This is a genomic window from Candidatus Uabimicrobium amorphum (genome assembly GCF_009002475.1).
Classification (GTDB): Bacteria; Planctomycetota; Uabimicrobiia; order Uabimicrobiales; family Uabimicrobiaceae; genus Uabimicrobium; species Uabimicrobium amorphum.
The window spans coordinates 6,169,424-6,194,043 of record NZ_AP019860.1; the positions used below are offsets into that span (position 1 = coordinate 6,169,424).

Annotated in this window: 8 protein-coding genes; 1 reads left to right on the forward strand and 7 read right to left on the reverse strand. The window is 37.5% G+C overall.

Features of this window, described 5'->3' with window-relative positions; genetic code table 11:
- Window positions 1-307: 307 nt before the first annotated feature.
- Window positions 308-8,029 (reverse strand): WD40 domain-containing protein, encoded by a 7,722-nt coding sequence (locus UABAM_RS22360; RefSeq protein WP_173013497.1) that lies wholly within the window; start codon window positions 8,027-8,029, stop codon window positions 308-310.
- A gap of 161 nt (window positions 8,030-8,190) precedes the next feature.
- On the opposite strand from UABAM_RS22360, the gene UABAM_RS22365 reads away from it, so the two are divergent.
- A complete protein-coding gene (locus UABAM_RS22365; RefSeq protein ID WP_151970219.1) occupies window positions 8,191-9,279 on the forward strand; it encodes a hypothetical protein in 1,089 nt (362 codons plus the stop codon).
- A 332-nt stretch (window positions 9,280-9,611) separates the two neighbouring features.
- On the opposite strand, the gene UABAM_RS33515 is transcribed toward UABAM_RS22365, so the two are convergent.
- The 6 genes from UABAM_RS33515 to UABAM_RS22390 all read right to left on the reverse strand — a co-directional run bounded on the left by UABAM_RS33515 (window position 9,612) and on the right by UABAM_RS22390 (window position 24,541).
- Window positions 9,612-9,767 (reverse strand): hypothetical protein, encoded by a 156-nt coding sequence (locus tag UABAM_RS33515; protein WP_173013498.1) that lies wholly within the window; start codon window positions 9,765-9,767, stop codon window positions 9,612-9,614.
- Window positions 9,768-9,801: 34 nt separating this feature from the next.
- Complete coding sequence (locus UABAM_RS22370; RefSeq protein WP_151970220.1) at window positions 9,802-14,718, reverse strand: WD40 domain-containing protein; 4,917 nt, start codon at window positions 14,716-14,718, stop codon at window positions 9,802-9,804.
- A 136-nt stretch (window positions 14,719-14,854) separates the two neighbouring features.
- Window positions 14,855-15,775 carry a MerR family transcriptional regulator gene (locus UABAM_RS22375; protein ID WP_151970221.1) on the reverse strand — a complete coding sequence of 307 codons (921 nt, stop codon included), beginning with the start codon at window positions 15,773-15,775 and terminating at the stop codon, window positions 14,855-14,857.
- Window positions 15,776-16,295: 520 nt separating this feature from the next.
- Window positions 16,296-18,728, reverse strand: a complete 2,433-nt coding sequence (locus UABAM_RS22380) for a hypothetical protein (protein ID WP_151970222.1) — start codon at window positions 18,726-18,728, stop codon at window positions 16,296-16,298.
- 42 nt (window positions 18,729-18,770) lie between these two features.
- Entirely contained in the window at window positions 18,771-24,113 is a 5,343-nt protein-coding gene (locus UABAM_RS22385) for a coiled-coil domain-containing protein (protein ID WP_151970223.1), read from the reverse strand.
- On the reverse strand, window positions 24,110-24,541 hold the full coding sequence (locus UABAM_RS22390) for a hypothetical protein (RefSeq protein WP_151970224.1): 432 nt from the start codon (window positions 24,539-24,541) through the stop codon (window positions 24,110-24,112). Before UABAM_RS22390 ends, UABAM_RS22385 begins: the two co-directional genes overlap by 4 nt.
- Window positions 24,542-24,620 lie beyond the last annotated feature (79 nt).

Sequence of the window (24,620 nt, forward strand, 5' to 3'; positions counted from 1 at the left end):
TTCTCCTTGATTCTCGCATTTGCATTTTTTGTTTATTTTTCAATACGACGCTTGAAGAACAAAATTTTGTATTTTGTAATAGGAAAATAGTGGGGGATTTTCAATCGAGTTTTGATAATACTGTATGCGATGATTTCTCCAGCGGCTAATCGCCGCTGGATCTTCCGTACACGGAGAGTTTACGTATATAAAAAAGTGTCGAAAAGACGCAACTTTAGTTCGGGCCAATGGGCACGAGCGTTTTTTCTTATGAAGAGCTACGTTGTGGTATGGTGAAATCAGTTGACGAAATAACGTAAAACTGCTGTTACTTCGAAAAGGTGTTTTCTACTTTTGTTGGAATGGTTCCTTCTAAAAGAGCATTTACTTTTTTAGAGGTAGATAATAATGCTTTATTTGCAAATTTGTATGCCAGCTTTTTATTACCTAACCAAGCATATATTTTTGCAACGGTATCTAGTTCCAAAATTTTTGGAGAACATGACAGAAGTTCTAACTCTATTGGTTTTAGTCGTTGTTTTTTGTTTGTAAGGTAAATGCGGTATAATTTTCTATGAAGATCTCCCTCTAGTAAATTTTCAATTTGCTGAGGTGAAAACTTCATTAGTAGTAAGTTTACTTTTTGGGGTGTCGATGAAAAAGCTTTTTTCGCAAGGTTTTGAGATTTTCTTACATCACCAAGCCAAGCATATATAGTTGCTGCGGTGTCACGTTCACGCCTTTTCGATGATTGTGATAATAGTTCCAGTTCTTCTTTATTGATTTGGTATTTTTGCCCTTTTAGATAAAGGACGCGTAATTTTTTACCAACGTAACCATTGGATAATTGATGAACCATAAAAGGTGAAAATTGTTTTAATCGTACATAATTACGCTTCTCTATCTGTTCTAATCTTTTCAAATGTGATACGGCAAGAATAGCTTCCACAGACTTGTTGCGTTTTTGCTCCAGACATTTTTCAAAGTAGCGTTTAGCATCCGAACTTTTACTCCGTACAACATAGTACAAACCCATGTAGTAGTAAAATTTAGCACGTACAGTAGGTGTCATTTTATCCAAGTCTTTTGCTAACATTTTTTTACTTATTTTATTTTGATAAAAATCTAAAATTCGCCACTCCAAACGATTTCTCGCATGAAGTTGCTTACCGGTGATGCTGTCCCATAAAAGTGTATGTCCATTTGCGACAGTGATGAAGTTGTGTTGGTCGGAACTATATGCGATAGATTCTATTTCACTACAATTTAAAGTTGATTTTTTGATGAGCTTTCTTGACATTGTTAAGAGCCTTAAGTTGTTCTTCTCTGATGTCAACGCCGTTTTGCCATCAGGTGAAAACGCGATGTTCCAAATGGGAAACTTTATAGCTTTTGTAGGGGTTGTGCGAGAGCGACTTCTATAATGCCAAAAAAATGCTTGGTCATTTTTGTCTATAAAAGCTATTTTCTTCTGCTTGGGATGAAAAACAACCTCATGTATAGGGTGTTGGTGAGTAACTTTGTATAAAATTTGTCCACGGGTATTAGATGTGTATACGATTCCTCCATCGCAAGCGGAAGAAAATATATCGTTGTTTGGATCAAAAGCAATAGAAAGAACAGCTTTTTTGTGCTGACGGAAGATAAGTTCTTTCCTTTTGCTTGCCATCTTCCATATGATCACTCTTCCAGAAATATCACCTTGGGCAAGGTATTTATTAGTACGAGAAAAAGCTAGACATGTGATTTCAACTTTATTACTCCATTTGTGAACCAGTTTACCAGAGGGAATATCTATCAATTTTATGTTTTTGTAGTCGGCAATAGCGACAAATTTGTGATCAGGAGAAAAAGCAAAGTAGTTATTTGTATTTTCTATATTTATTTTTTTGATTAAATTACCTGCGATATCAAATTGCATAATACAACTCTCATCGTCGTTTATGCCAATCAATGTTTTCCCGTTGGAACTAAAGGTGCTTCTACTAATGGGTAATGTCGTAATTTCCCTCGAGTCTTTTTTTACAAATACCTGTTTGTAAAGTTTTGCTTTTCGCATTTGTCGATAGTACGCTAAAAGATGTAAATATTGTTGGGGAGTGTTCATGGTGTCTATTTGCTGTTGCTTCAATCCTTTTGCTTGTAAAAAACTATAAAGCAAACTTTGCTCTCGATCTACTTTTTGAACTTCAATGACTTTTTTGCGTATCGTGTTTTCGACTTGTAAAGGAGAAAGTTCCTTCCGTAATAGCTCTATGCTTTGAGGTGTACTTTCTAGTGCATTGCCTGCAAAATTTTCTGCTCTTTGTTTGTTTCCCATACACGCGTAGATTTTGGCAACTGTATCTATTTCTAATGGTTTTTTGGAATAGGAGAGCAACAATAAGTCTTTTGTTTCTATTTTGTTTATTTGCGCATCCAAGTATAAACGCCATAATTTTTTATGAAGCGTACCGTTCGTAAAATTGTTTATTTGTTGCGAGGAGAATTTTTTTTCTTGTAGTATGGATTCAACATTTTTTGGCGAAAACCCATGTTGAAGGAGTTTAACGCGCATTTTTGTATCATCGTCAGAAATCTCGAGGTGTTTTTTTCCTCCTATTTTTTCCCCCAACCAAGCGTATATAGATGCAACAGTGTTGACATACTCTTTACGCGTGAATTGACTCAGGTACTCAAGATCTTGTCGTTGGATCGCAAAAAAGTCTTCATTTAGATAAGCATTCCACAATTTTTGGTTCATAGAAGATGGCTTGCTACTCCACGGGTAATCTATAGGATCGAGCTTTTTCAAGTTCCATAAATATTTTTGTTGGTACGGTACTATTTTTAGTTTTTCATCGATACGAAAACCAAACAATATTTCAGTAAATTTTTGTGGGCTTTTTGTCAAAGCGGTGTCAAATAATTGTTGCTTGGATAGAAGCTTGAAAGAGGAAAGTGATTTGTGCTGTTTCATCCATAGTAAATGATTTGCGTTCAGTCTTGAAATGGATGTATTTTTATTCAACTGCCACAATGTTATATTTTTCATAGAATCGCATATTATGTTATCCTCTTTAGGATGAAGTTTCACCGAGTAAATACTCTCGGGCAGTGTAAGCTGAAACATTTGTTTTCCCGTGGTGATATCCCAAAATCTGACTGTTTTATCTAGTCCACTGGAGATAATTGCCTTATTATTTGGATGAAATACAACCGATTTGATTTCCGAAGAGTGGCCTATAAGTCGTCCAATTTTTTTAGCTGTACCGGTGTCCCATAAAATAGCTTCTTTTGCAGCAAAGGAAATAAGTTTTGTATTATCTGGATGAAATACAACCGATTGGATACCAGAAGAATGACCTGTAAGTCGCCCAATTTTTTTTCCGGTCTTGATATTCCACAAATTAAATTCTTTTGAAGTGCCTCCTGAAAAAAAAACAGACATCATACTTGCATTTGACGGTGGAGGAGTATCAAAAGAAGCAAGATATTCACTATTAGGACTGAAGACAAGTTTTCCGATCCCCGAAGTTTGATGCGCTAATTGACAAATGCGTTTCTTGAGAGATAAATTCCATAGGTAAATCATTTGCCCAGAGGCACAAGCTAGGTATTGACCATTGGGACTGAACGCCATCGGATCAATAGATTTTGGATGTTCTAATACCGAAATCTGCTTACCGGTAAGAAGGTCCCATAATTCTACTTTTCCAGCGTCGTCATATTTCCAAGAGTCGGATATAGCGAGAATTCTCTTCTGCATATCAATAGCCCTTGAAGGTGAGGGACCTCTTTCTTTATGATTCAATCCAGTTACCAACTTTTTGGTGGTAAAATTCCATAACTTTATTACCGTATTTTTTAATCTTACTTCTTCTTCGCTTTTTCTCTCTAATAAGCGAGAGGTATAATTCACTGTTGTTCCACTTGGAGTAAAATAGATAGAACCTATAAGACCTTGGTTCTTTAGTGTAGATATTTGCTTTTTTTCATCGATACTCCAAATTTCGATTGCTGAATTCCACTTTCGAATCTGGTCTCTATTTTGATGCGCATACAAGCCTGCAAACGAATTTTTTGCTATAGCGAGAATGTTGCCATCTGGACTGAGTGCTGTCGCGAAAATAGCATCTCCCTCTTTTTTGATTGTTTTTGGCGTAATTTTTTTTATTTCTTCGGGAGTAGTTATGTCCCAAACTCTTACTGCGCCTTCTGCAGAAGTAGAGGCTAGATTTTTCCCATCCGGGCTAAATGCTATACGGAAAAACTTTGAAGTACGCCCTGTAAGATTCAAGGTTTGTTTACCAGAAGCAATATCCCATATCAAAATTTGATCACCCCAGGACGCCGCAATGCTTTTGCCATCTGGAGAAAAGGCTACCGATAAAAGAGGTCTAATACTTTTCTCAAAAGTAGCCAATTTTCTATTGGACTCCATATCCCACAGGTGAATTTTCGAATCGTTTGAAGAGAAAGCAAGTGTTTTGCCGTTAGGGCTAAATGCTATGGATGTTGTCGAGGAAAAGAATTCGGGGGGCATTAACTTTTTGCCAGAGAAAATATTTTGTATTATTACATCATCTTTTGAAGCCGAGCACAAAATTTGTCCGTTTGGACTGAGAGCGATCGCTGTAACTGGCTTGCCATGCTTTGCTAATTCAGTTGTCTTGTTAGTTAGTATATCGTGTAATCGTACTTCACCATTTTGTAAACTATAAATGAGCTTTTTATTATCTGAACCAAATATTAAACCACGAACAAGACCATCTATTGCAATGGATTGGAGTTTTCTATTTTTTTCAACATCTTGCAATATGATAGTTGATTTTTCATTATCAGAATCGATTTCGCTATAAATAAGAATTTTACCATTGTGGTTAAATGACACCTGTGTCGCAAAACCGTTTAGGGTATATTTGGCGATTTGTCTGCCGGTCTTGGCTTCCCAAATTATAATTGTGTTATCAACAGATACCGACGCTAAAGTTTTGCCATCAGGACTAAATGACAGGGATTCTGTAGGGGCTTTGTGTCCCACAACTTGCGAAATTTTTTTACCGGTGTTGACATTCCATATGTTATTAGAGGCTGCAAGCGTTTTGCCATCAGGGCTAAATGCTACAAAGTTTTTTGTAGAACCTCCTAAAATGGTTACAAACTCTGTTTCAGAAGCATGCTCTGTTATGCATGGAATTAATTTACCGGTTGCTGTTTCCCACAATTTGGGTGCGTGGTTGTCGGAAGCGGAAGCAATAGTTTTGCCATCAGGGCTAAACGCAACAGAATTTACACTCTCGGTATGTCCGGTAATGTTGACAATTTCCTTACCATGAGTGTCCCATAGTTTTACAGTTTTGTCATCTGAAGCGGAGGCAATAAACTTGCCATCAGGGCTAAACGCAACAGAATTTACATTCTCCGTGTGTCCGGTAATGTTGACTATCTCCTTACCATGAATGTCCCATAGTTTTACAGTTTTGTCATCTGAAGCGGAGGCAATAAACTTGCCACCAGGACTAAAGGCAACAGAATTTACATTCTCCGTGTGTCCAGTAATGTTGGCAATGTTCTTACCACGGGTATTCCACAGTTTCACAGTCTTGTCGTTCGAAGCGGAGACAAGAGTTCTACCATCGGGGCTAAACGCAATAGAATTTACCCTCTTGGCGTGTCCGGTAATATTGGTTATTTCTTTCCCATTGAGATCCCACAGCTTCACAGTTTTGTCATCTGAAGCGGAAGCAAGAGTTTTACCGTCCGGGCTAAACGTCACAAAGTTTATACGAGCGCTGTGCCCTCTAAATGTCCTTATTTCAGTGCCTGTAAAGTAATTATACAATACTATTTCTTTATCTAAAGCAAAGGCCAGAATACCATCATGGGGGCTAAAAGTTATTGAATAGTAATCGGAGTTATGCTGAAAAGAGCACCAAATTTCTCTTTTTTGTCTTAACGCTAGATGTACGAGATTACGCGCTTTTTCTTTGAGTAAGCCTAGTCCTTTTAGATCTTTAATGTAAAAAAGCGCTTTGCCAGCATAAGTACCGCATTCACGATAGTTTTTTTCGCGTTCCCGAAAGTAATAAGGATTACTTTCGTTATGCAAGGTTGATCTTTTATAGGCCTCTTCGGCTTTCTGAATTATTAATTCGTACTTTTTTATTTTTTCTTGGTATTTTTGTAACAGAGGTAAACCTCTATGATACAACCAGTAGTATTGATCATGTAAGTTTTTCCAATATTTCATCTGTTGTTGCTTAGTCATTGTGGATGTTATTTCACGGGCATTTTTTTGTATTTCATTTTCTTTTTCTTCTATCTGTGGAGAGATAAATACCTGTAACATATTTTTTTTCTTTTCTTCGGGCCACTGCTTTGCTAGATATTTCACATAGTTTTGAGTTTGGTCAATGGCATTTTGAGTGGCATAAAGGTATAAATTCCCCAATATTAGGGCGGTATTTTCTATTAATTCTTTGTCTTTGTTTTCTTTTTGTAATTCATTTCTCAATAATTTCGCAACAGGTTCTACCACCTGAGTAAAATTAGTTGTATTTTTGTGGCTTCCATATTTTTGAGCGGTGTGAGCCAAAAATTTTAAAATAGTTTTTATGGCCGGCTCATCTTTTTGGAGCAAGTGAACAAAATGCGGAATGGCATTTTGTACTAAGGGTGGTTGAAAGTCTTTTTTTTGTTCCAAAATGAATTTTTCTAATGCTTCACAGGCGGAACGACGTAAATCTTGATAAGTTTCATTAGTCAAATATAAGTTTGACAACAATTTGGGATTGAGAACTTTTTGGGCTGTTGGGAAAAACATGAAGTCGCCACCACCACCTAAGGTTTCATAACGAGGTGCCTGAGAAGCTCCAATGCGCTGGTCATTGACAAGGGTGTCCGTCATATGATAGCCCAGTTGCGATGCTAAAATAGTTCCATCTGCGCGTCCTACCAGTCCCTGTAAGGCCTGTATAAAAACTGCCGTAAACGGTGAATGACCACGGCTATCTTTAAACTTTTGGGCATAGGTAGTCGAAACCTCATCTAACTTGTCCGCCACGGCTTCATCGCCAGTTCCAGCGGTAATGACTTGAAATACACGCCGATTAAATACGCGACTTAAATTATCGCCACCAGGAGCGACAAAAGAGCGATTGGCCAAGTGTGAAAAGTTTGGACGATATTCATTGTCCAGTAGAGAGCCACTAAAACAACTGTCTAGAACCATTAGAGTATGGCGTGCTTTAAAGGAATCCAAATCTTTAGCGATCTGATGTAAAGAAATCATTGTTTTTTCCGTCGGTTTACCTGTACTCGAATTTTTCTGGCTATCAGATACAACTATATAACCAGGAATTCCATGACCAGCGTAGTAAAAAAATAGTGCATCTCCTGGTGCGACTTCTCTCTCTAGTTTTTGTAAACATTCCTTGATCGCTTCTTTTGTCACGGTGCTTTTTCCGTTGGTTTTGGCAATACGCCACTTTACATTCCCCTGCGCGATCGTTGGTTTTTTATCGACGAGTAAAACGACATTTTCAAACTTAAAGCGCGAATCCAACACGCCAGCGACCGCCGCAGCATCAAAATTTGGACCTTGGAGATCTGTAAAATTATCATAATTGTTTATGCCAATCACTAGGGCGTGTTTTTTTCGATAATTCAATCGCTGTTGGAAATCTCTGCTGACACCAAGAATATTTAAACCGCCAAGGTTTTTTCTTACCAAAGAGGGAATAGAACGCGTTTTGTGTGTTGTTTTCTGGGAGGGAGGTTCATTTTTTAGTTGGTTGATAATACCAATAGCGTAGTTAATTGTTAGTCTGCTGTGTCCCCTCGCCGATTTCAGAGCCTTTTCCAAGTGCGGACGGATTACTCTAATGGTCGGTCCCATTGTTTCTAGATCGGTTAGTGCGGAAAAACGCTCACGAGCATCGGGAGATTGCAGTTGTGTGACTATTTTTTTTAGTCGTTCGTCTAAAACGGAATTTTCTGACTGTGCACAGAGGAAACAAGAGAACGCGAAAAAGATAACAATACACCGTAAATATATTCTACTAGCCATAATATACCCCGCCGAAACAATGTGGATTTTATACCTGCAATTTATCATTGTAGCAAAAAAATATCTTTGGCAAAAAGCACTTTCCAAATCCACATTTTCATAAATAAATTTCCCCTGCGTCGTATTGAAAAATAAAATACTGTTTGCAAAGGGGGAAAGCGATGTCTTACGAGGAAAAGTATGAATCTCTGATGATGAAAAGCTGGGGAGCGCCTGTGGAGGCGAGGTTAGTATTTTTAGAACAAGCCGCTAAACTCGCAGACGCCCATAACAATATTCGCGATGGTTTTCGAGCGAGAAAGAATATGTTTAGCAATGAGCTCTCTGGTTATCCAGACAAAGTTGCGGCGATATACAGTTGGTGTTTGAGCCAGTGTGACGCAAATCCAGAGGAGTTTGACGATGATGAAATTCTATTTGCCTATTCATGGGCCATTGAAAATCTTTTGCAACTTACATCTACATCTGCTGCGCATATCGAAGCACTTACCGTTGATTTTGAAAATCGCACGCGTAAACATCAAAATAGCATGGCAGATGTTTATAGCTTACGCATGTACAATGCCATCGCCATGCATCAGCCACAACAAGTGACAAAGTTCTACAAACTGTGGCGAGAAATAGAGGATCAATCCTATGGATGTAGTGGATGCCTACAGCAAGTGCACCTAGCATATTTTGAGTTTCAAAAAAAGTACTGCCAGGCATTTGTAAGAGCCGAAAAAGTGTTTGATGGCAGTGACTACATTTGGGGATGCGACAATGTGATGAGGTGGGTGACTTCTTCGATGCTTTTGCCATTGCTTCTACTAGGGAAAGACAATCACGCACGAGAATACCAAAGACGTGGATATGATATCATTGCTGGTAAACGCGCGTTTTTATCTGAAACAGCGCATCATTTATTATATTTTACCACGTGTAATTTATTGGACGACGCACAAAAAATTATACGCAAACATTTACCAATGGCGTTTGCTACGCGCAGTGATCACGATAAATTCTATTTTTACTTGGCAACGGCTCTCTTTTTGGAAAAGACGCAAAGCAAAGATATTTCGTTGCCTATGGAAAAATCATTTCCGTTGTACACGGAAAAACAAATCTATTCTGTGAGGGCTGTACAAGAATACTTGGAAACACAAGTAAAAGACCTTGCCGCACGTTTTGATGAACGTAACGGCAATGACCATTACGCGCAGACAGTTGCAAGTTACCGCGATAATATTCTAGGGACTATTACGGTCTAAGTTGGGCGAATGCGAAAGTGTTTAGGTGTTGCTAGGAGTAAATATGGGATTTCTCCAAACACGGTAGAATGCGGAGGCCGTGTCTATTGAATGACATTGCACCGTATGTGAAGAATTTTATTTTGTATTGTTTATTTCTTCTTCCACCTGTTTGGGAGATTTACCTTTGAGTAACAGTTGAATTCTTTTACGCGTTTTTCATCTCCATTGCCCCAATAGTTCTGTAGCGGAACCTGAGACGCCTTTATCCTGTCATCATTCACCAGAGTATCTGTCATATAGAACCCCAATTGCGATGCTAAAATAATTCGATCATCGCGCCCAGTTAATCCCTAGATTGCTTGTAGGAATACCGCGGTAAATGGTGAATGTCCACAGCTATCTTTAAACTGTTGTGCGTAAACAGCGGACATTTCGTCTAGTTTGTCGGCCACGGCTTCATCTCCGGCTCCGGCAGTGATCACTTGAAAAACGCGGCGATTACACACTGTTTAGGTTACTTCCACCGGCATTTGTCTGTATTTACTCAGAGTACCAAAGGTAACGTTTTTTTACTTTCTCAAGAGACATATCTACATTTACTTTATATAAAAAACAAGTAATTTTTTCTGGTGACTCTTGTAATGTTTGTAAAAACCATCGAGCAAAATCTTGATGAGGACTTTTGTGAAACATTCTTGCTGTTGGCGTATGAAGAAGCCATTTCGGGATCGAGTGAATGGTGAATTGATGAGATGGCAAATTCCATAAACGAATGGTTTTGTCATTGGAAGCAGAAATCAAATATTGATCTTTTATATAGATTAGAGATTCAACACTATCTGTGTGTTCGCGGAGAACATATAGAGGTCTTTGTTTCTGAATATCCCAAACTCTGATGGTTTTATCCGCGGCTCCTGAGATGAGGTATTTTTCTTGTGAATCAAAGGTTAAGCTCTTTACTGAATTAGAATGACCTAAAAATGTGTGCATTTGCTGTTTGTTTTCGATATTCCATAGTTGAATATCGTCATCAGAGCCAGAGGCAAGTATTTTTTTCGTAGGAGATATCGCCAATGATCTCACGGTATATTTATGGGCGGCGGGAAAAGTGGCAATTTTTTTTGGTTTTGGGATGTTACCAATGTTCCAAATCTCTATACTTCCGTCCAAAGACCCTAAAGCAATTAGCGGATAACTTATGCAGAAAGAAAAAACGTGCAAATCTGTTGACAAAACAGTACTTGTTCTTGTTGCTGGGAAGTGAATAGTTACTTTGGAATCTCCTGTTTGTTCGACAAGTGCTTTTGTATGTGAAAATGATTCTGTGCTATTTTTTGCTGTGATTTTATGAATATGCATTTTGTTTTTAGAAATGTAGGCAACATGGTTACCTCTGTCGTCATAGCATATACTGTTGAGCGGTGTATTTTTGTCTATTTGGCGTAAGAAATTTTCTTGTGGTTGCCACTGGTATATCTGTTGATTCTCTAATCCACATATAAGTTTCTGTTTCGGGTGATAATCTAACGCTTTGATAGCGCTAGTAAATTTTTTTACTTTGGATTTATCAAAAAAAATGTTCCATTTGCGAATAGTCCCATCAAGTCCTGCCGATATGAGATATTTGCCATTATGTGTAGACTTAATATCTAGAACGGCTAAATAATCATCTTTTAGTTTTGCGATTTGCCTATGTGTGTTTAAATCCCAAATACATATGGTGTCATCATCTTGGGATACTGAAATAAGATGGTTGTTGTTAAACAGTAATGAACTCACAAAGTAGTCGTGTGCTTCCAATTCTACTATTTTTTCGCCATCGCGTAAGAGAATGATTGACCCGTTATTGAAACCGATCGCCATGGTTTTGCTACTTTCGTCATATGCCAGAGCATTTATGTTGTGATAGTCATTGATGATGTGTTGTTGCTGACCATTTTTGAGATCCCACACATAAATGGTATTTTCATCAGCGGAAATTATTTTGTTTTCTAAGCAGACTAAATCTACGATTGGCGAAGAGTGCTTTTTGATATTTCGAACCAATTTGTGATTTTCCCAAATTTTAATTGTTCCGTTTTCTAGCGAGGCAACCAAATATTTTCCGCTAGGGTCATACTTTACATGATTTGCAGACGGAGAAAAATGAAAACTATCTATAATTTCATGTGATTCTTTGCTCCATATGAAAATATTTCCGTCCCTAGAGCTAGAAGCAATGGTTTTCTTTTGCCGATTATAGGACACCGAATCTATGGCTTCTCTATGCCCTTTTAAAGTGGTGATTAAACTACCATCCTCAGAATTCCATAGCTTTAGAGTGCGGTCGATCCCCCCGGAGATAATCATTTTTTCTTGAGGGGCATGGTCAATAGAAAACACTGCTCCCGTATGAGTAGGAATTTTTCGTAACTCTCTTGCCGATTTTATCTCCCAAATGTGAATATTTTCAAAAGCACTAGAGATAATGTGGTTCTCATTTGGGCTATATGCGACAAAGTTTACACTACGAGAATGTCCACGTAGTGTCTGTGGAGTGTTATTTTTTAAATTCCAAATCTTAATTGTTTGATCACTAGACCCCGAAACAATAAATTTTCCATCACTTCTAAATTTGACATTCATAATTCGAGAACTATGGCCATATAACGTTTGTTCACATTTGTCATTGCGCCAGATTTTAATCGTTTTGTCCGCAGAACCAGATGCTAATGTTTTGTTTTTTAAGTGGTAGTCTAAACTGGTAACACTTCTTTTATGACCATGGAGCGAATGAACTTTTTCAAAAAGTTTTGTGTCGTAAATGACTATTTGGCCATTTTGCAAGCCAAAAGCAATTTGCTGTTGATCGGCTAAAAAACAAGTAGAAAAAGTCCGTTGTTTTATCTCTAAGTTCCTTTGCTTTTCTGTGGCTAAATCAATGACCACTGTTTTTTCTCCGCCAACGACAAGGTACTTATCGTCCGCACTGAATGCGAAACAGTGTATTTGAAAACCGATATTCACCAAAGTTTTTTCTTTTCCCGTTAGCGTATCCCATAATTTTACTTTTCCTTGCTCCGTTCCAGATGCTAAAACTCGTCCGTCATTACTAAAAGCTAACGCTCCGACAAAAAGCTCACTGTCAGACAAAATATGTACTTTTTTACCTGTAGTCACATCCCAAAGAATGACAGTTTGGTTTTCAGCTGCCGAAGCTAAGAATTTTCTACACTTACTCTGGGCAACAGCATTTATCGCTTCTTGGTGACCAAAAGTAGGCGTTTTCCAAACAACTCTACTATGTAATCGTTTAAGCGATAAAAGTACTAAGTCGGAACACTTTTTTCGTATGGTCTGTAATTTTTTAAGATAGACCAATTTGCCCGATTGCACTTTGCGAATATGTTTTATCGCTTCTAAGGCAATAGCGCCAAATTCCTCATAAAGTGTTTCAATTTCTTGCAAATCACAAATTTGCTTTTCGTTTTGCTGTTTACTTAAAATGCGCATAAGTTCATTATAACTTTTCTCCGCTTGTTTTAGCATCACTTCGGCGTCCTGCACAATTTTTTGACACATCTTATCGTAGCTAAGAATTTTAGAAATTCCTTGGGTGTTTAGCGTGTGATATGTGTCGTTTTTCAACGCCCAGAATAGTAATTGTTTTTCAACACCTGAAGGAAGGTCACCCAATAACTTATTTGTGATCTTTTTGATATCAGGAGGTAAAAAATAATCTTCACTACTATTTTCCCATAAGGGCTTTTGATAAGTTTGTACATAATTTTTTAAACTGTCAACGGCATTATTGTTCGCATATATAGATAATAATTTTAAACTCAAAGAAGCAACATGAGCCATGTTTTCGGTTTCTTGATGTCTTTTTTGTACAAGTTTTCGAGTTTGTGAATGCAGAAAACGAGAGATGGGAGAAACAAAATTACGAAATTCTTCGACATCCGCAACGACAAATTTTTGTGCAACATTGTGAACAAACTTTACTCCGGCAAATTGTACCTTGGCATCGGTCGCCGATAGCAATCCAATGACATGTGTGAGTGCATTTTTTGTTAAGTGCAGTTGCTCTTTTGGTGTATGGCGAGGGTGTAAAATAAAGTTTTTTAAGGCTTCGCATGTAGAAGCGCGAATTTCCTGGTAACTTTCTTCGTCGAGATACAATGGAGCTATCAATTTGGGGTTTAAGACTTTGGTTTTGGGGAAAAACATGAAGTCACCATTTCCACTTAGGCATGTATATCTAGGAGTTTGTGAAGCTTCAAGGCGCTTATCATTTACGAGACTAGTGGTCATGTAATATCCAAGGTCTGAGGCCAGCTGAATTCCATCTTCTCTTCCGGTAAGTCCTTTGAGAGCTTGTATGAATACCGCAGAAAAAGGAGAGTGTTCGCCTGCTTTTGTAAGTTCCGCGTATTTAGTAGAAACTCCCAATTTATCAGCAACCACTTCGCTACCTGTTCCAGCCGTAATGACTTGAAAGGCTCTACGTGAAAATACCCGATCAATGTTTTCTCCTATCCTAGGAGCTAGATATTTATCTTTGTAACCTTTTAACTCAGGTTTGAACTCTTCTTGTAAAATGGAACCACTAAAACAACTATCAAGAACCATCAAAATATGACGCCCCTGACTATTCGAAAGTTTTTCCGCAACCTCTTTTAGCGGTAAATTACTTGAATGATCTTGACTATTGGCAGCGATTATCGCTCCTTTGGTTCCATGGCCAGCATAGAAAAATAGCAAAGCATCATTTTCACCAGTAAGACTACACATATGATCTAAATGCTGCTGAATAATAGATTTTTTGATATAGTTTGTTGCAACAATGATTTTCTCTGTTCCATATTTGGTCGTGTAGGTTTTTTGATTTACATTTTCTTTTTTGAGTACTAGTTCCTCTGTTGAATAAATGTTTTTTGGGATTTCATCACAAAGATAAACAACATTTTCAAATCCATAGCGCGACGATAAAATAGAAGCCACCGCTGCTGCATCGAAGTTAGGCGCACTTAGAGGCGTGTAATGCTGGTACTTGTTAATACCCACGACAAGGGCATGCCGTTTACCATACTTCAGTCTTTGCCGAAAATCTTGGCTTGAACCGAGAATGGTGATACCACCTATATTGGTGTTTTGATGAGCGATTGATCTTGTCCGAGATAACGATGAACGAGAAAAAGGAAAGTTGGTTCGTGATCGAGAATTTTGTTCTATCATACGAATCGCCTTCATTGCATAGAAAAATAGCATATGCTTATTCTCGTCTAGCGCCTCATCGGCAATTTTTTTTAAGAGCGGTATGGTATTTTTTGCCTCTGTTTCATTTTCCAATAACTTTTCTATGGCCTGCATTTTTTGTTGCTGCAATTGCTCGATGAGTTCGGAAGTGTTTTGTGAAAAAATAGAAGAAACAAGACATAGGAAAAAAATATATCGCTTTAGGTGGTTGTTTGACATAAGTTTTATCTCACTATTTTTATTTTGCTATGCGAATTTCTTTCATAGTTCGGCCTACTACATCGCTATCGTTAAGCAAAATGATTGAGATGCTTGCGAAAAATTTATCCCAATCATTTTTATCGAAGATCTATAGTTACCGATGTATTATTCTAACATTGCCACGAGTGACTTTTGTTTCAAAAAGCCCAGAAATTACATAATGATGAAGGCTAACATTTAACTTTTTTTGGTACGGAATTGACCATTTTACCGTTGCGGTCTTGGTATAAGGTCCTCGCGGTGGAGGAAATTCAACCAGAAGTTCTTTTTTTGCCGCGCCATCTACACTTAAAGACCAGTACTGTTGCAAATTTGTGCCATTTTTGTTCTCAAAGGAGTACTCCACCTCAAACTCTATTTCCCAATTAGATGGAGGTGTACCAGGTCTGTCTGAAAAGTCAAATGAAGCGTTGTAAACTTCTTGTCTCTCTTTGTTGTTGATGGTCTTTTCGTGGGCATTTCCCGCAAAAAGTTTACTTGTTTCTTTGTAATTTTTATGTGGTAAAGTTCCAAATATAGAGCAACGTAAGTCTAAATGTCTACCAAATTTGTTTTCCACCAAAAGGCAGTAATCACGACTACCGTCTGAGTCAGTGTACAAGTTTATCTTTCCGTTTGTCCCCTTGTTTTTTCCCAATCTGTCACTGTTTACCGTAAAGTGATTGCTATGAGAAATCAATGTTGTTTTGCCATTTCCGGAGCGAAGGCCAAAAGCGTATATCGAGTTGGGATCCCCTGACCAATATATCATGAAGAAACCCTCTCCTAACATAATCGCCTGTTCTTCTCCATTTTGGATAGAATAACGTTTAAATGCTACCCCTTCTCTTGCAGATAAATCAGCAATTTGTTTTTGCTGATCTTTATTTTGCTTTTCCAGCTTTTTCACTTCTTTTTCCAGCATCTCGAGTCTTTCAAGGATACTTTTTTCTCCATCTGCAACAAGGGGAGTGGCTAAAAGTAGTGATAAGAAAATAGTAAGTTGCAACACTACTTGAAATGTATATTTGTTCATGAGTATGAACTCCTAAGTAAATTTGTTTTTATTAGGGGCTGTCATCAATTAGAAAATTTATTCCGTTCTCGTGTCATCACTGCGAAAGCACATACCTGTCAAGTTAAGATGTAAAATCTTTATCAATAAAGACTTACAAAGCCGTGTCATTCCTGGCTTGACCAGGAATCCACAACACAAAGTTAAATTGTATGCGCTTGGATCCCTGATCAAGTCAGGGATGACACCGGTAAGGTAGTTTTTTAGTTTCAGAGAAAAAATGTAATTCTTTTATTTGTAGTACTTTATGTCTTAGCTTGACAGCCATGTGCGAAAGCAGGGATCCAAGTTAATAAATAGAAATATCAAAAATAAAAAGAAATATTTTTAGAAATAAGAATTCCTTATTTTTTAAAGCTTTTCTAATTTTATTTGTGGATCCCGCATCAAGTGCGGGATGACACCAGACGTATATTTTATCTCGTATTTGTACATTTTGTTAATTGATGACACTCCCTAATTCAGAATAAATGTTTTGTCACTAAAAAGGCGATTTGAGTTTCTTGGCAAAGCTTTTCGCTCTACTGGCAAATTTCTGAGCTGCCTTTGTGGCTTTTTCGAGATTCTTTTTGATTTCTTCTTGCATTTTTTTTGCTAAAAATTCTCGTCCTACTTTTTCTAGTTGCTTTGTATCAAGTGAGATCGAAGGTGTAACTTTAAATTTGTTATCCTCATAACTGATTGCCCATCGTAAACGACAGGTAACTAGCACTGTGACTTCTCCTGTTGCGTCTATTTTGGCAAAAGGCCCCTTGCGCAGCATTCCTTTCAAGTTTGCTGTGAAATTAGGCATTTGCTCTACCACGCCGTTCAAGACGTTTGAGGGAATGAGTTTGCATTTGTTTTGGATCTTGTTTTTGATATCCGCCTGTAATTTTTTGCGAAATTCTTTACCTATTTGATATTCCGCATCGACAATAGCAAAGTAATCTCCGTTTGCAAGTAAGGCGAGTACGACGTTCATATCGCCATCGCCAATTCCAAAATTAAAGTTAACTTTGCTCTTTCCAGTAAAACCTTTTTTACTAAAATGAAGTGTGGTTACGCTTTTGAGAGGTTCCTTGAGAATTTTAATTTTCGTTGCTTTGGCGGTGATGCTTGGGTCTTTACCGAATTTTATAATAAGTTCCAGATGATCAATCGCTACTAAGGAGGAATCTCCGATTTCAATCATGGCTCCTGCGCGAAATTCAATGGGCGGCTCTACGATTCCCTTTATGCCACCAAAAACTCCGCGAAGAAATATCGGAAAAGGAGGAATGAGAGAAATTTTCATGGATGGGGGGAATTTACATCCGATTACAATTCCATCTAGTTTGCCGTCTTTGGTAAAAGATAGGTTTTCTAAGATTAAGCCACCGACATCCGATATTTCCACTCTTCCACGGACTTGGCGTACGAGAATGCCCAGTTTTCCATTGTTAATCTTGACCATAAAGTCAAAGTATAAATCTTCAATTTTACAGCATGCCAAAGAAAGTTCTTTTATATGAGCAAGAGAAGTTCCTTCAATACCTTTTTCACTGATGGTTAAAGAGGTAAGTTCGGCATTAAAACCAACACTTTCTACTTCAAAAAAAATACTACCAGTAACAATAATTTCTTTTTGGGAAAGTGTTAGGGAAAAAATTTGGATCGGAGCACCGCTGATTTCTATTTCGGAGAGGAATTCATTGAAGCTACTTTTACGTAAATCAAAAGACATGACAAGTCCTTGCTCAAAATCTTTTTTTATTCTATCACGTAAATCTATTAATGAACTTGTTGCCTGGTGTTTAGAAACGTCGGGTATTTTACCTTTTAAATCTTCTCTTAGCTCCTGTGGTATATCCTCCAAGGATGCTTCGCCAATCTCGCCGTAAGTTTTCGCCCTCTCTTGTATTCGTGTCTGGACTTGTTGAATACCTTCTTCTAGAGCTTTCATTCCTTCACCAAAATGAAATTTGAAGCTGTTTTTGAAGATCGTCGCAACTTTTTTATTGTCTCTCGTATAGACATTAAGAGCACCAGAACCTTCGATGAGCATTTGCGTTAGATCTAGAGAGACAAGATCTTGTGCGGCATCATTTGCCTCACACAAAAAGTAGACAGCGCTATTTTCACCAATGCTAAGTTTTACTTTTCCTTTGAAGGTGTAAACTAAACCATTTTCATCAACGGCTATTTTTGTCGCCTCTACGCGTAAAGGTCGAATATCTTTGTTAAGCCTTTGTAAAAGATCCTCTTTTTTTGTTTGATTTTCGTCCGCCACAAAATTGACAGTACGATTTAAAGTAACTACTGGTGGTGAAGACGGACGTTTACTTAAGGACGTTGGTGACAAGGTTGGCCTGAGAAGATTTTTTTCGAGATCTTCGATCTTGTCGTTGAGTTCATCGAGTCCTTTTGTCATGTCTTTCCACAAAGGCCCATGGAGAATATCGAATTTATCGCGATACACTTCTCTTAGTTCTTCTGATGCACAAAATTTACTTTGGAAAAGCTTTTGCAAAGAGAATCGAACTTTTTGCGCATCTCTTTCCATGGCATCGCCCCATTTAGATTCATTGCTGTCGGGATCTTCATCATAAGCCATCGCCAATGCTTCGAAGAACAGTTCTCCATGTAAAAGAATATACTTGTGACACTGTTCTGAAAATTGATGATAGCGATCAAAAACCTTAAATAATCTCTTTAGGTCTGTTGCACTTAGTTTGCGAAAGTCAATGTCTTCGATTTTTTTGGCAAATGAGTTCTCCACTGTGGCGATTTCACTTTGCAAATTCGCAACCAAAGAAACGATATTGTCTTTGATTTCGTTGCGAACATCATCATCCCACCCGCCGGTTATTTCTTCTAGAAGAGCAGGTTGTGATCCAACAAATATTGATGAAAATAGTAAGACGACAAAAAAGTATAAATTTGTTTTGTTCATTTTTTCCTCACTAGATAGAGAAAAGTCAATATGAATATAGAATTACTCAACGAAGTATGTGTAGTAAATGATAAAGGCCGCTCTTGTAATTTGTTGATGATCGCGAGCGGGATCTATCTTTATGGACCACTCACCAATAGGACTTCTAAAGATAAAATTTGACTCAGATAAATTTTTTTCTATCGTACTGGTCTTTTGTGATAAACTTTCTATATCTTCTAGTCGAACAAAATTACCGTCTTTACGAACCGCTGATGCAAAGGTGGTCTCGACACCTATTGTTTTTCTTTGTAGTTTGTCTTCAATAGGTTTTGGTTGGATCACACCCTTGGGACGAAAGGAAACCGTTGTAAATCCAAATGTTTCTGTATTTTCTCGTATGGAAAAAATAGGATCAACAGAAAGAATGGATGGATTTTTCATTGACAGAGTTTCCACAGAGCGATTTTTGTCAAATGGATTTTGCGCTTTTATTTCATCTATGGAAAAACTTATTTTTCCTGTCTTCACTAGTTGATGTAAGAGATCTCTATTTTTTTTATTTTCTATATGTAAATCGAGAATGAAAACTCCTATACGCAAGTGACTTTTACTTTTTAATTCTTGAAAAATAAGTTCATTGTAATTTTCTTTAGCAGGTTCGTCTTTCTCAAGGAGTAACTTTTTATCTGTTGTTAGCTCTATTATTCGTCTCATCGCTGTAAGATAAAATTGTAAGCGAGCTTCTGACTTTTCCTGTATGCGATGTAGATCATCAATGGAAATTAATGGTTTAATTTTCGTCGGAATGCTTTTTACAACGTGATTAAAAGCTTGGCGTTCCTCTTGTTGAGCAACTTCCAGAGACTGTATTTCGACTTGGACTTTCGCAGCATCTATTTTTTTTGATAGAGATTCTTTTTGCTTTTCAGCTTCAGCAACTCTTGTTTTTGCAACTTCAATTTTTTTAGCGATGTTCTCCGCTTGTTGTTGTGCCATTTCCAACTCGAGCTTTCTTATCTCTATTGTGAGTTCATCTTGCTCTATTTTGGTCTCACCAATTTTTTGATTTTCTTTTTCCATTTCTAAAAAGATTTTTCTCTTCTCCGCTTCTATAGATTCTCTTTTCTTTTTTATTTGGGAAATGAGCACTCCTAGTTGCGCTTGTTGTTCACCGATTTCCGCACTTTTTAGATTTTGAATTCCCTGAAAATACAACAACGTAGCCTGTTTGTAATCTACATCCTGTTTTTGAATTTTGTCCTTGAGTTCTGTAATCTCTGCTATTTGTGCAGCAATTTTACTTTCTATTTTGCTTATTTGTTCATTTTGTTGGGTTTCTAATGTTTTCTTTTTTTCATTTAGACTTTGCTTTACGCTATTGACTTTGCGTTCTAGTTCGTCAATATTGGCAACTGACATCAATCCTGCGATGTTGCATTGAAAACTTTTCACCAAACTTTGCAGTGAATTTTGTAAAAGTTGCTGGGATTCATCTGCAAAAAACTGTTGCTGTACAATGCCAAGCCATTTTTGAATCTCTTGCTGTAAAGACTCCGAACTTCCAAACAAAGCTCGTAAGTCATTTTCGATTTTTCCTTCAGCGGTATCCCACTTTTCCTCAATGTACTTCATCGCAATTTTGTGGATTTCTTTTTCAAGAACAGTTGCGTATTTATTACTCAGGCTAAACAAAACTGCTTTTTTTAACGCTTCGTCGTCCATGCTTTTTTTGAAAGAAATTCTCTTTTCAATGTTACGAGTGATAAATTTTAGATAGTTACCTATGTAATTTTGTTCTTCGTTAGTAGTAAGAAGCAGTTCTCTCTTAACTTGTGTTTCCATATCTGCAGAAAAATCTTCTGCGACTACCTGTGTCATAAATTGCTTAATCGTATTACGTAGCATGTTGCGTTCGTAGTCTCTGGTAAAGTCGATAACCTCTGGAAATTTTTTATGCAGTTCTTGAAGAGAAATGCCTTCAAAGACAGTATTTTCGATCGCATCAGAAGAAAGCTCTTGAAAAATCGGGTCGCTATTAGAGCGAAAAGACGATACAGCATTTGCTTGTGCACTGCTATTTTTTTTCTTTTCACGAATGAGCTGCTCTAAATCGGCAACAAGTTTATTTTGTTGTGTATTTAAGAACGGACTTTCTAGAAATTTTTTCGCAAGTTGCCAGCCAATAATCGTTGTTCTTTCTATCAAGGTTTTTACCCTGGCATCTTGTACGTTGTCATGCTTTTCTCTCAAGTTTCTGACTTCTTCGTCAATCTCTTTGATAATGAGGCTAAACAACTGTCCCAGGCTAGTGAGTACTTTCTGTCGACTTTCAAGTTCTCCTTGCAATAACTGCAATTCTCTTTGGTGTTGTTCTAATTGTTGTTGGTATTGTTCTTTTATTTGGAAGGATTGTTTTTGGGTCTCATGTACTCTTAATTTTTCTGCCTGAGCTGCCAAACGCTCATATTTCTTCTTGTAACTTTCTTTTTCTTGATATTCTCCTTCAAGCTCTGCAATCTCTGTATTAAATTCTTGAATATTAATATCTAAAACTTGAACCTTAGTGGCGAGTTCCAAACGACTTTTTTCTATCTTGCTAATTTCTAAAGATTTCTCTGCTAGTGTTACATTTATCTCTGCAGCTTCTTTCGCTTTTTTAACAACAGAATGCATTATCTGCATTGCTTCTAACTCTTGAGATCGCGCTTCTACCGCAAACTTTGCTGCTTCCTCCTCAAAAAAAGCCTGCTGCCGTAGATGTATAGCTTTTTCAACTTTTAATTTACTTTGCGCTTGTTCTTGTGTCTCCTGTATTAATTCGCTATGTTTGTTGACTATGTCACGAAGATTATCAGCTTTTTGTTTTTCTATTTTTGTTCTAATTTCCTTTAAATGGTCTATTTCTAACTTTGCGGCTAGTCGATAATTTTCCCATTGTAGGCTCGGAAACATATTCGGGTTTACACCATGAAAATTAAAACCTTTTTCGAGATACTTTTGCTTTATTTCGCATCTCTTCACTTCAAGCTGAGCTCGTTTTTGTAGACTCTGTACTAAGTGGTAGTTAAAAGCGCGTAGACTTTTACCGTACTCACCAAAAATCTTATTTTTCTTTTCAAAGCGATCGAATGAATCTAATAACACAGGACCTTTGTTAATAGCATTTTTATAGTGCTTACCTGCATCACTTAACTCTTTTCCTTTTCGGAATAAACGGTCTCCTTCTCGCGAATAATTGAGAATCCAAAACAAATGAAAAAAACTTTGACTTCGAAGATCTAATTCGGAGATGGAATGCTCGGAAATGAGTTTTAGCTCTGTAAACAAAGAAGGTTCTGAGTCTTCGAAAGACCTGGAAACTTGCGCTGTAGATATTTTTAGTAGTCCACGAAAAGCAATCCATGTATCAAAATAGGGTTTGGTAAAGTTTTGTTGAGAAGACAGTATGTTATCAACAAGACCAAGAACGCCCTCTTGTTCAAGACCTACTCCTCCAATCTTCATCCAATATATTTGCGCTATTTCGAGATTGAGTTTTTGCGTACTCCATAATGCTCCTGGTGGAGCGTCTAATTCACATAGAACTTTAAAACGAGAAAAAGTGTCGTCGCGAAAACTACGTTGTTGGATATCACGTATAATAAAATTTGCGACAGCGTCGTAGACTTCCGCTTTTCTTTCCGAGCTATTTTCGATCAACGTTTTTATAGAGGAAGTTTCTGGAAAAATGTGCTTTACTAGTTGTTGACCTTCATATCTGTGATCTCCTATATACAAAAGGAGTAGAGTATCACTCAAGTTTTTGTCTTTTTTCCAGCGGGCAAATATGTTGTCTACTTCCTGCGGTTTAATTTCTCTGTAAGCAAATCCCTCAAAAAGTAGAGACATGGTTCTTTTGGTTTGTGGTGTCTGCTGTTGATCTGCTAGCGTTTTCCAGGCTAGTTCGCTGAGTTGCGGAATTCTAAGAGCTAGTATGGATAAGAAATTACGTGCCGCTAAGAAAGCTTTATTTTCTAAAGTATGCAAGGAGTTAGCGATCATAATCAAAGAATTGTACTCTGTAGGAGAAAATTCAAAAATGGCATATGGATTGTCGAAAACGAGTTTTGAGGTATGGGGAAAAAGAATTTTGCGGAAATCTTCAGCGAACTGCTTGTTACTATCTTTGCGTAATTTCCATTCTCTAAGTGACAAAAGCTTGAGATCATTTTGCGTGTTTTTGCTAATTTCAAATAAATAATCCACCGCATGCGTGGTTAGTTGTATTCTTTCCTGGTAGAAATTGTTTTTCCATTGCTTGCCAAGTAAGGCAATGTCGATAATAGAGAAAACCTTTGGCCAATTCTCTTCTAATCCAAAAATGACAGTTTGAATTACCCTCTGCCAGTATACAGGAGTTGTCGGGGTTTCTTTCGCTAAAAAAGTTGGAATTTCTTTCCCGGGAAGTGTTGCCTCTGCATTTTTCCAGGCCACGCGAAAGAGGAACGAAATGATTGTTTCGTCCTTACGACTAAATGTTGCCAGCCACTCCATATAAGAAAGCATTGCCTTAGCAGACAAACTATCATCTTTTCCACTAGCGATAATGTCTTGAAATTTTTTATTATTCTCCAATGTCAGAAAAAAAACAGGGTGAAACCCAATACTGTTTTTCGGCTCGTTGTACGGAAACCATAAGCCTAATTGTGTCGTGTCTTGAAGAGCAGATTCCCCTTTGAATTGAATATCGTGAAAAAACACTTCCAGTGACTTTTCCAAAAACGGAGATATTGCCTTTACTATTTCTTGGAATTTACCATCTACCACTAGTGGAGTTTCCTGTGTCTCGTATTTAAACAAGTAAGGTACCGCAATACGCATCCAGGCACGGAACTCTTCTGCGGATATGTTTCCTGCCTGGTGATGTTTTACAAATAGCTCATAGGTGTTTTTTAGTAAGTTTACTCCGCCACTAAAATTCACAACAGTTTGTTGATCCGACTTTTTTGTAAAAATTTGATCGTGCAATTCTTTTAGCTTTTCCATTTGTTCCGAGTTAGCGGGTGTCCGTAACGCTTGAACAGAACTTAGTAACAGAACATAGCTTTTTAAAGTATTCGCATCTAAAGAATGCAGGTCAGCACTTTTGCTGTTGTTCATTTGCAGTTCTTTTTTGATCACTTCTCTTCTGATAAAACTAAATTCTTGCATAGCGTTATCGAGAATGAGATCCTGCTGCGGTTGGGACAATTGTGTAAGAAGAGCATTAAAGTTAGATATAATAGCACTGCGGAAACTTTCCTGTTCGAGAAATTTACTCGTAGTAACTTCTTGCGTTTCGAAAGCGCTCTTGTAGAGTGAAGCAAGTCCGTCTTGTGCAAAAACAGGTAATAGTAAAATGATCAACGTCAGAAAAATCCTCATTTATTTTCTCCCACTACTTTTTGTATTTGTTTCGTCATATTTTCAATTTGTTCCGCAGCCACCAGGGGGTTTTTACTCAACACAGCTAAGTAATTTCCCTCAGCATCGGGAACGACTGTTTGGGAAAAATGGTATTGCTCTTTCAAATATTTTTCGCCTAAGCAATGTTGTAAACGAGCTAAATCGTGCCATAAAATCAATTGTTTTTGCCACGAAGAAAAATTTGTCTCAAGAGAAGTAGGTGTTATACCTATTTTTTTATACAAAGATGCTCGATTATTTGTAGACATTTCCAGTGATTTTTCCAACACGACTGCAAGGTGAGAGGCGACTTGTTCGCGCTGCTCTGCAAGTGGGTCTATAGGAATAGAAAGCTCCTGAGCACATAAACCACAGACGAAAAAAAATACAAAAAATATATGTTTCACAAAATATCCTTTCGTTGCCATTCAAACTAAAATACCTGTTATGCAGCAGAACACGTAAAGTTTCGTCTTATGCTGCACT

What these genes read in the sequence shown, in the direction of transcription:
- UABAM_RS22360 (WP_173013497.1), bottom strand. Translation starts at nt 8,029, where the DNA reads ATGGCTAGTAGAATATATTTACGGTGTATTGTTATCTTTTTCGCGTTC.
- UABAM_RS22380 (WP_151970222.1), bottom strand. Translation starts at nt 18,728, where the DNA reads ATGAACAAAACAAATTTATACTTTTTTGTCGTCTTACTATTTTCATCA.
- UABAM_RS22375 (WP_151970221.1), bottom strand. Translation starts at nt 15,775, where the DNA reads ATGAACAAATATACATTTCAAGTAGTGTTGCAACTTACTATTTTCTTA.
- UABAM_RS22385 (WP_151970223.1), bottom strand. Translation starts at nt 24,113, where the DNA reads ATGAGGATTTTTCTGACGTTGATCATTTTACTATTACCTGTTTTTGCA.
- UABAM_RS22370 (WP_151970220.1), bottom strand. Translation starts at nt 14,718, where the DNA reads ATGTCAAACAACCACCTAAAGCGATATATTTTTTTCCTATGTCTTGTT.
- UABAM_RS22365 (WP_151970219.1), top strand. Translation starts at nt 8,191, where the DNA reads ATGTCTTACGAGGAAAAGTATGAATCTCTGATGATGAAAAGCTGGGGA.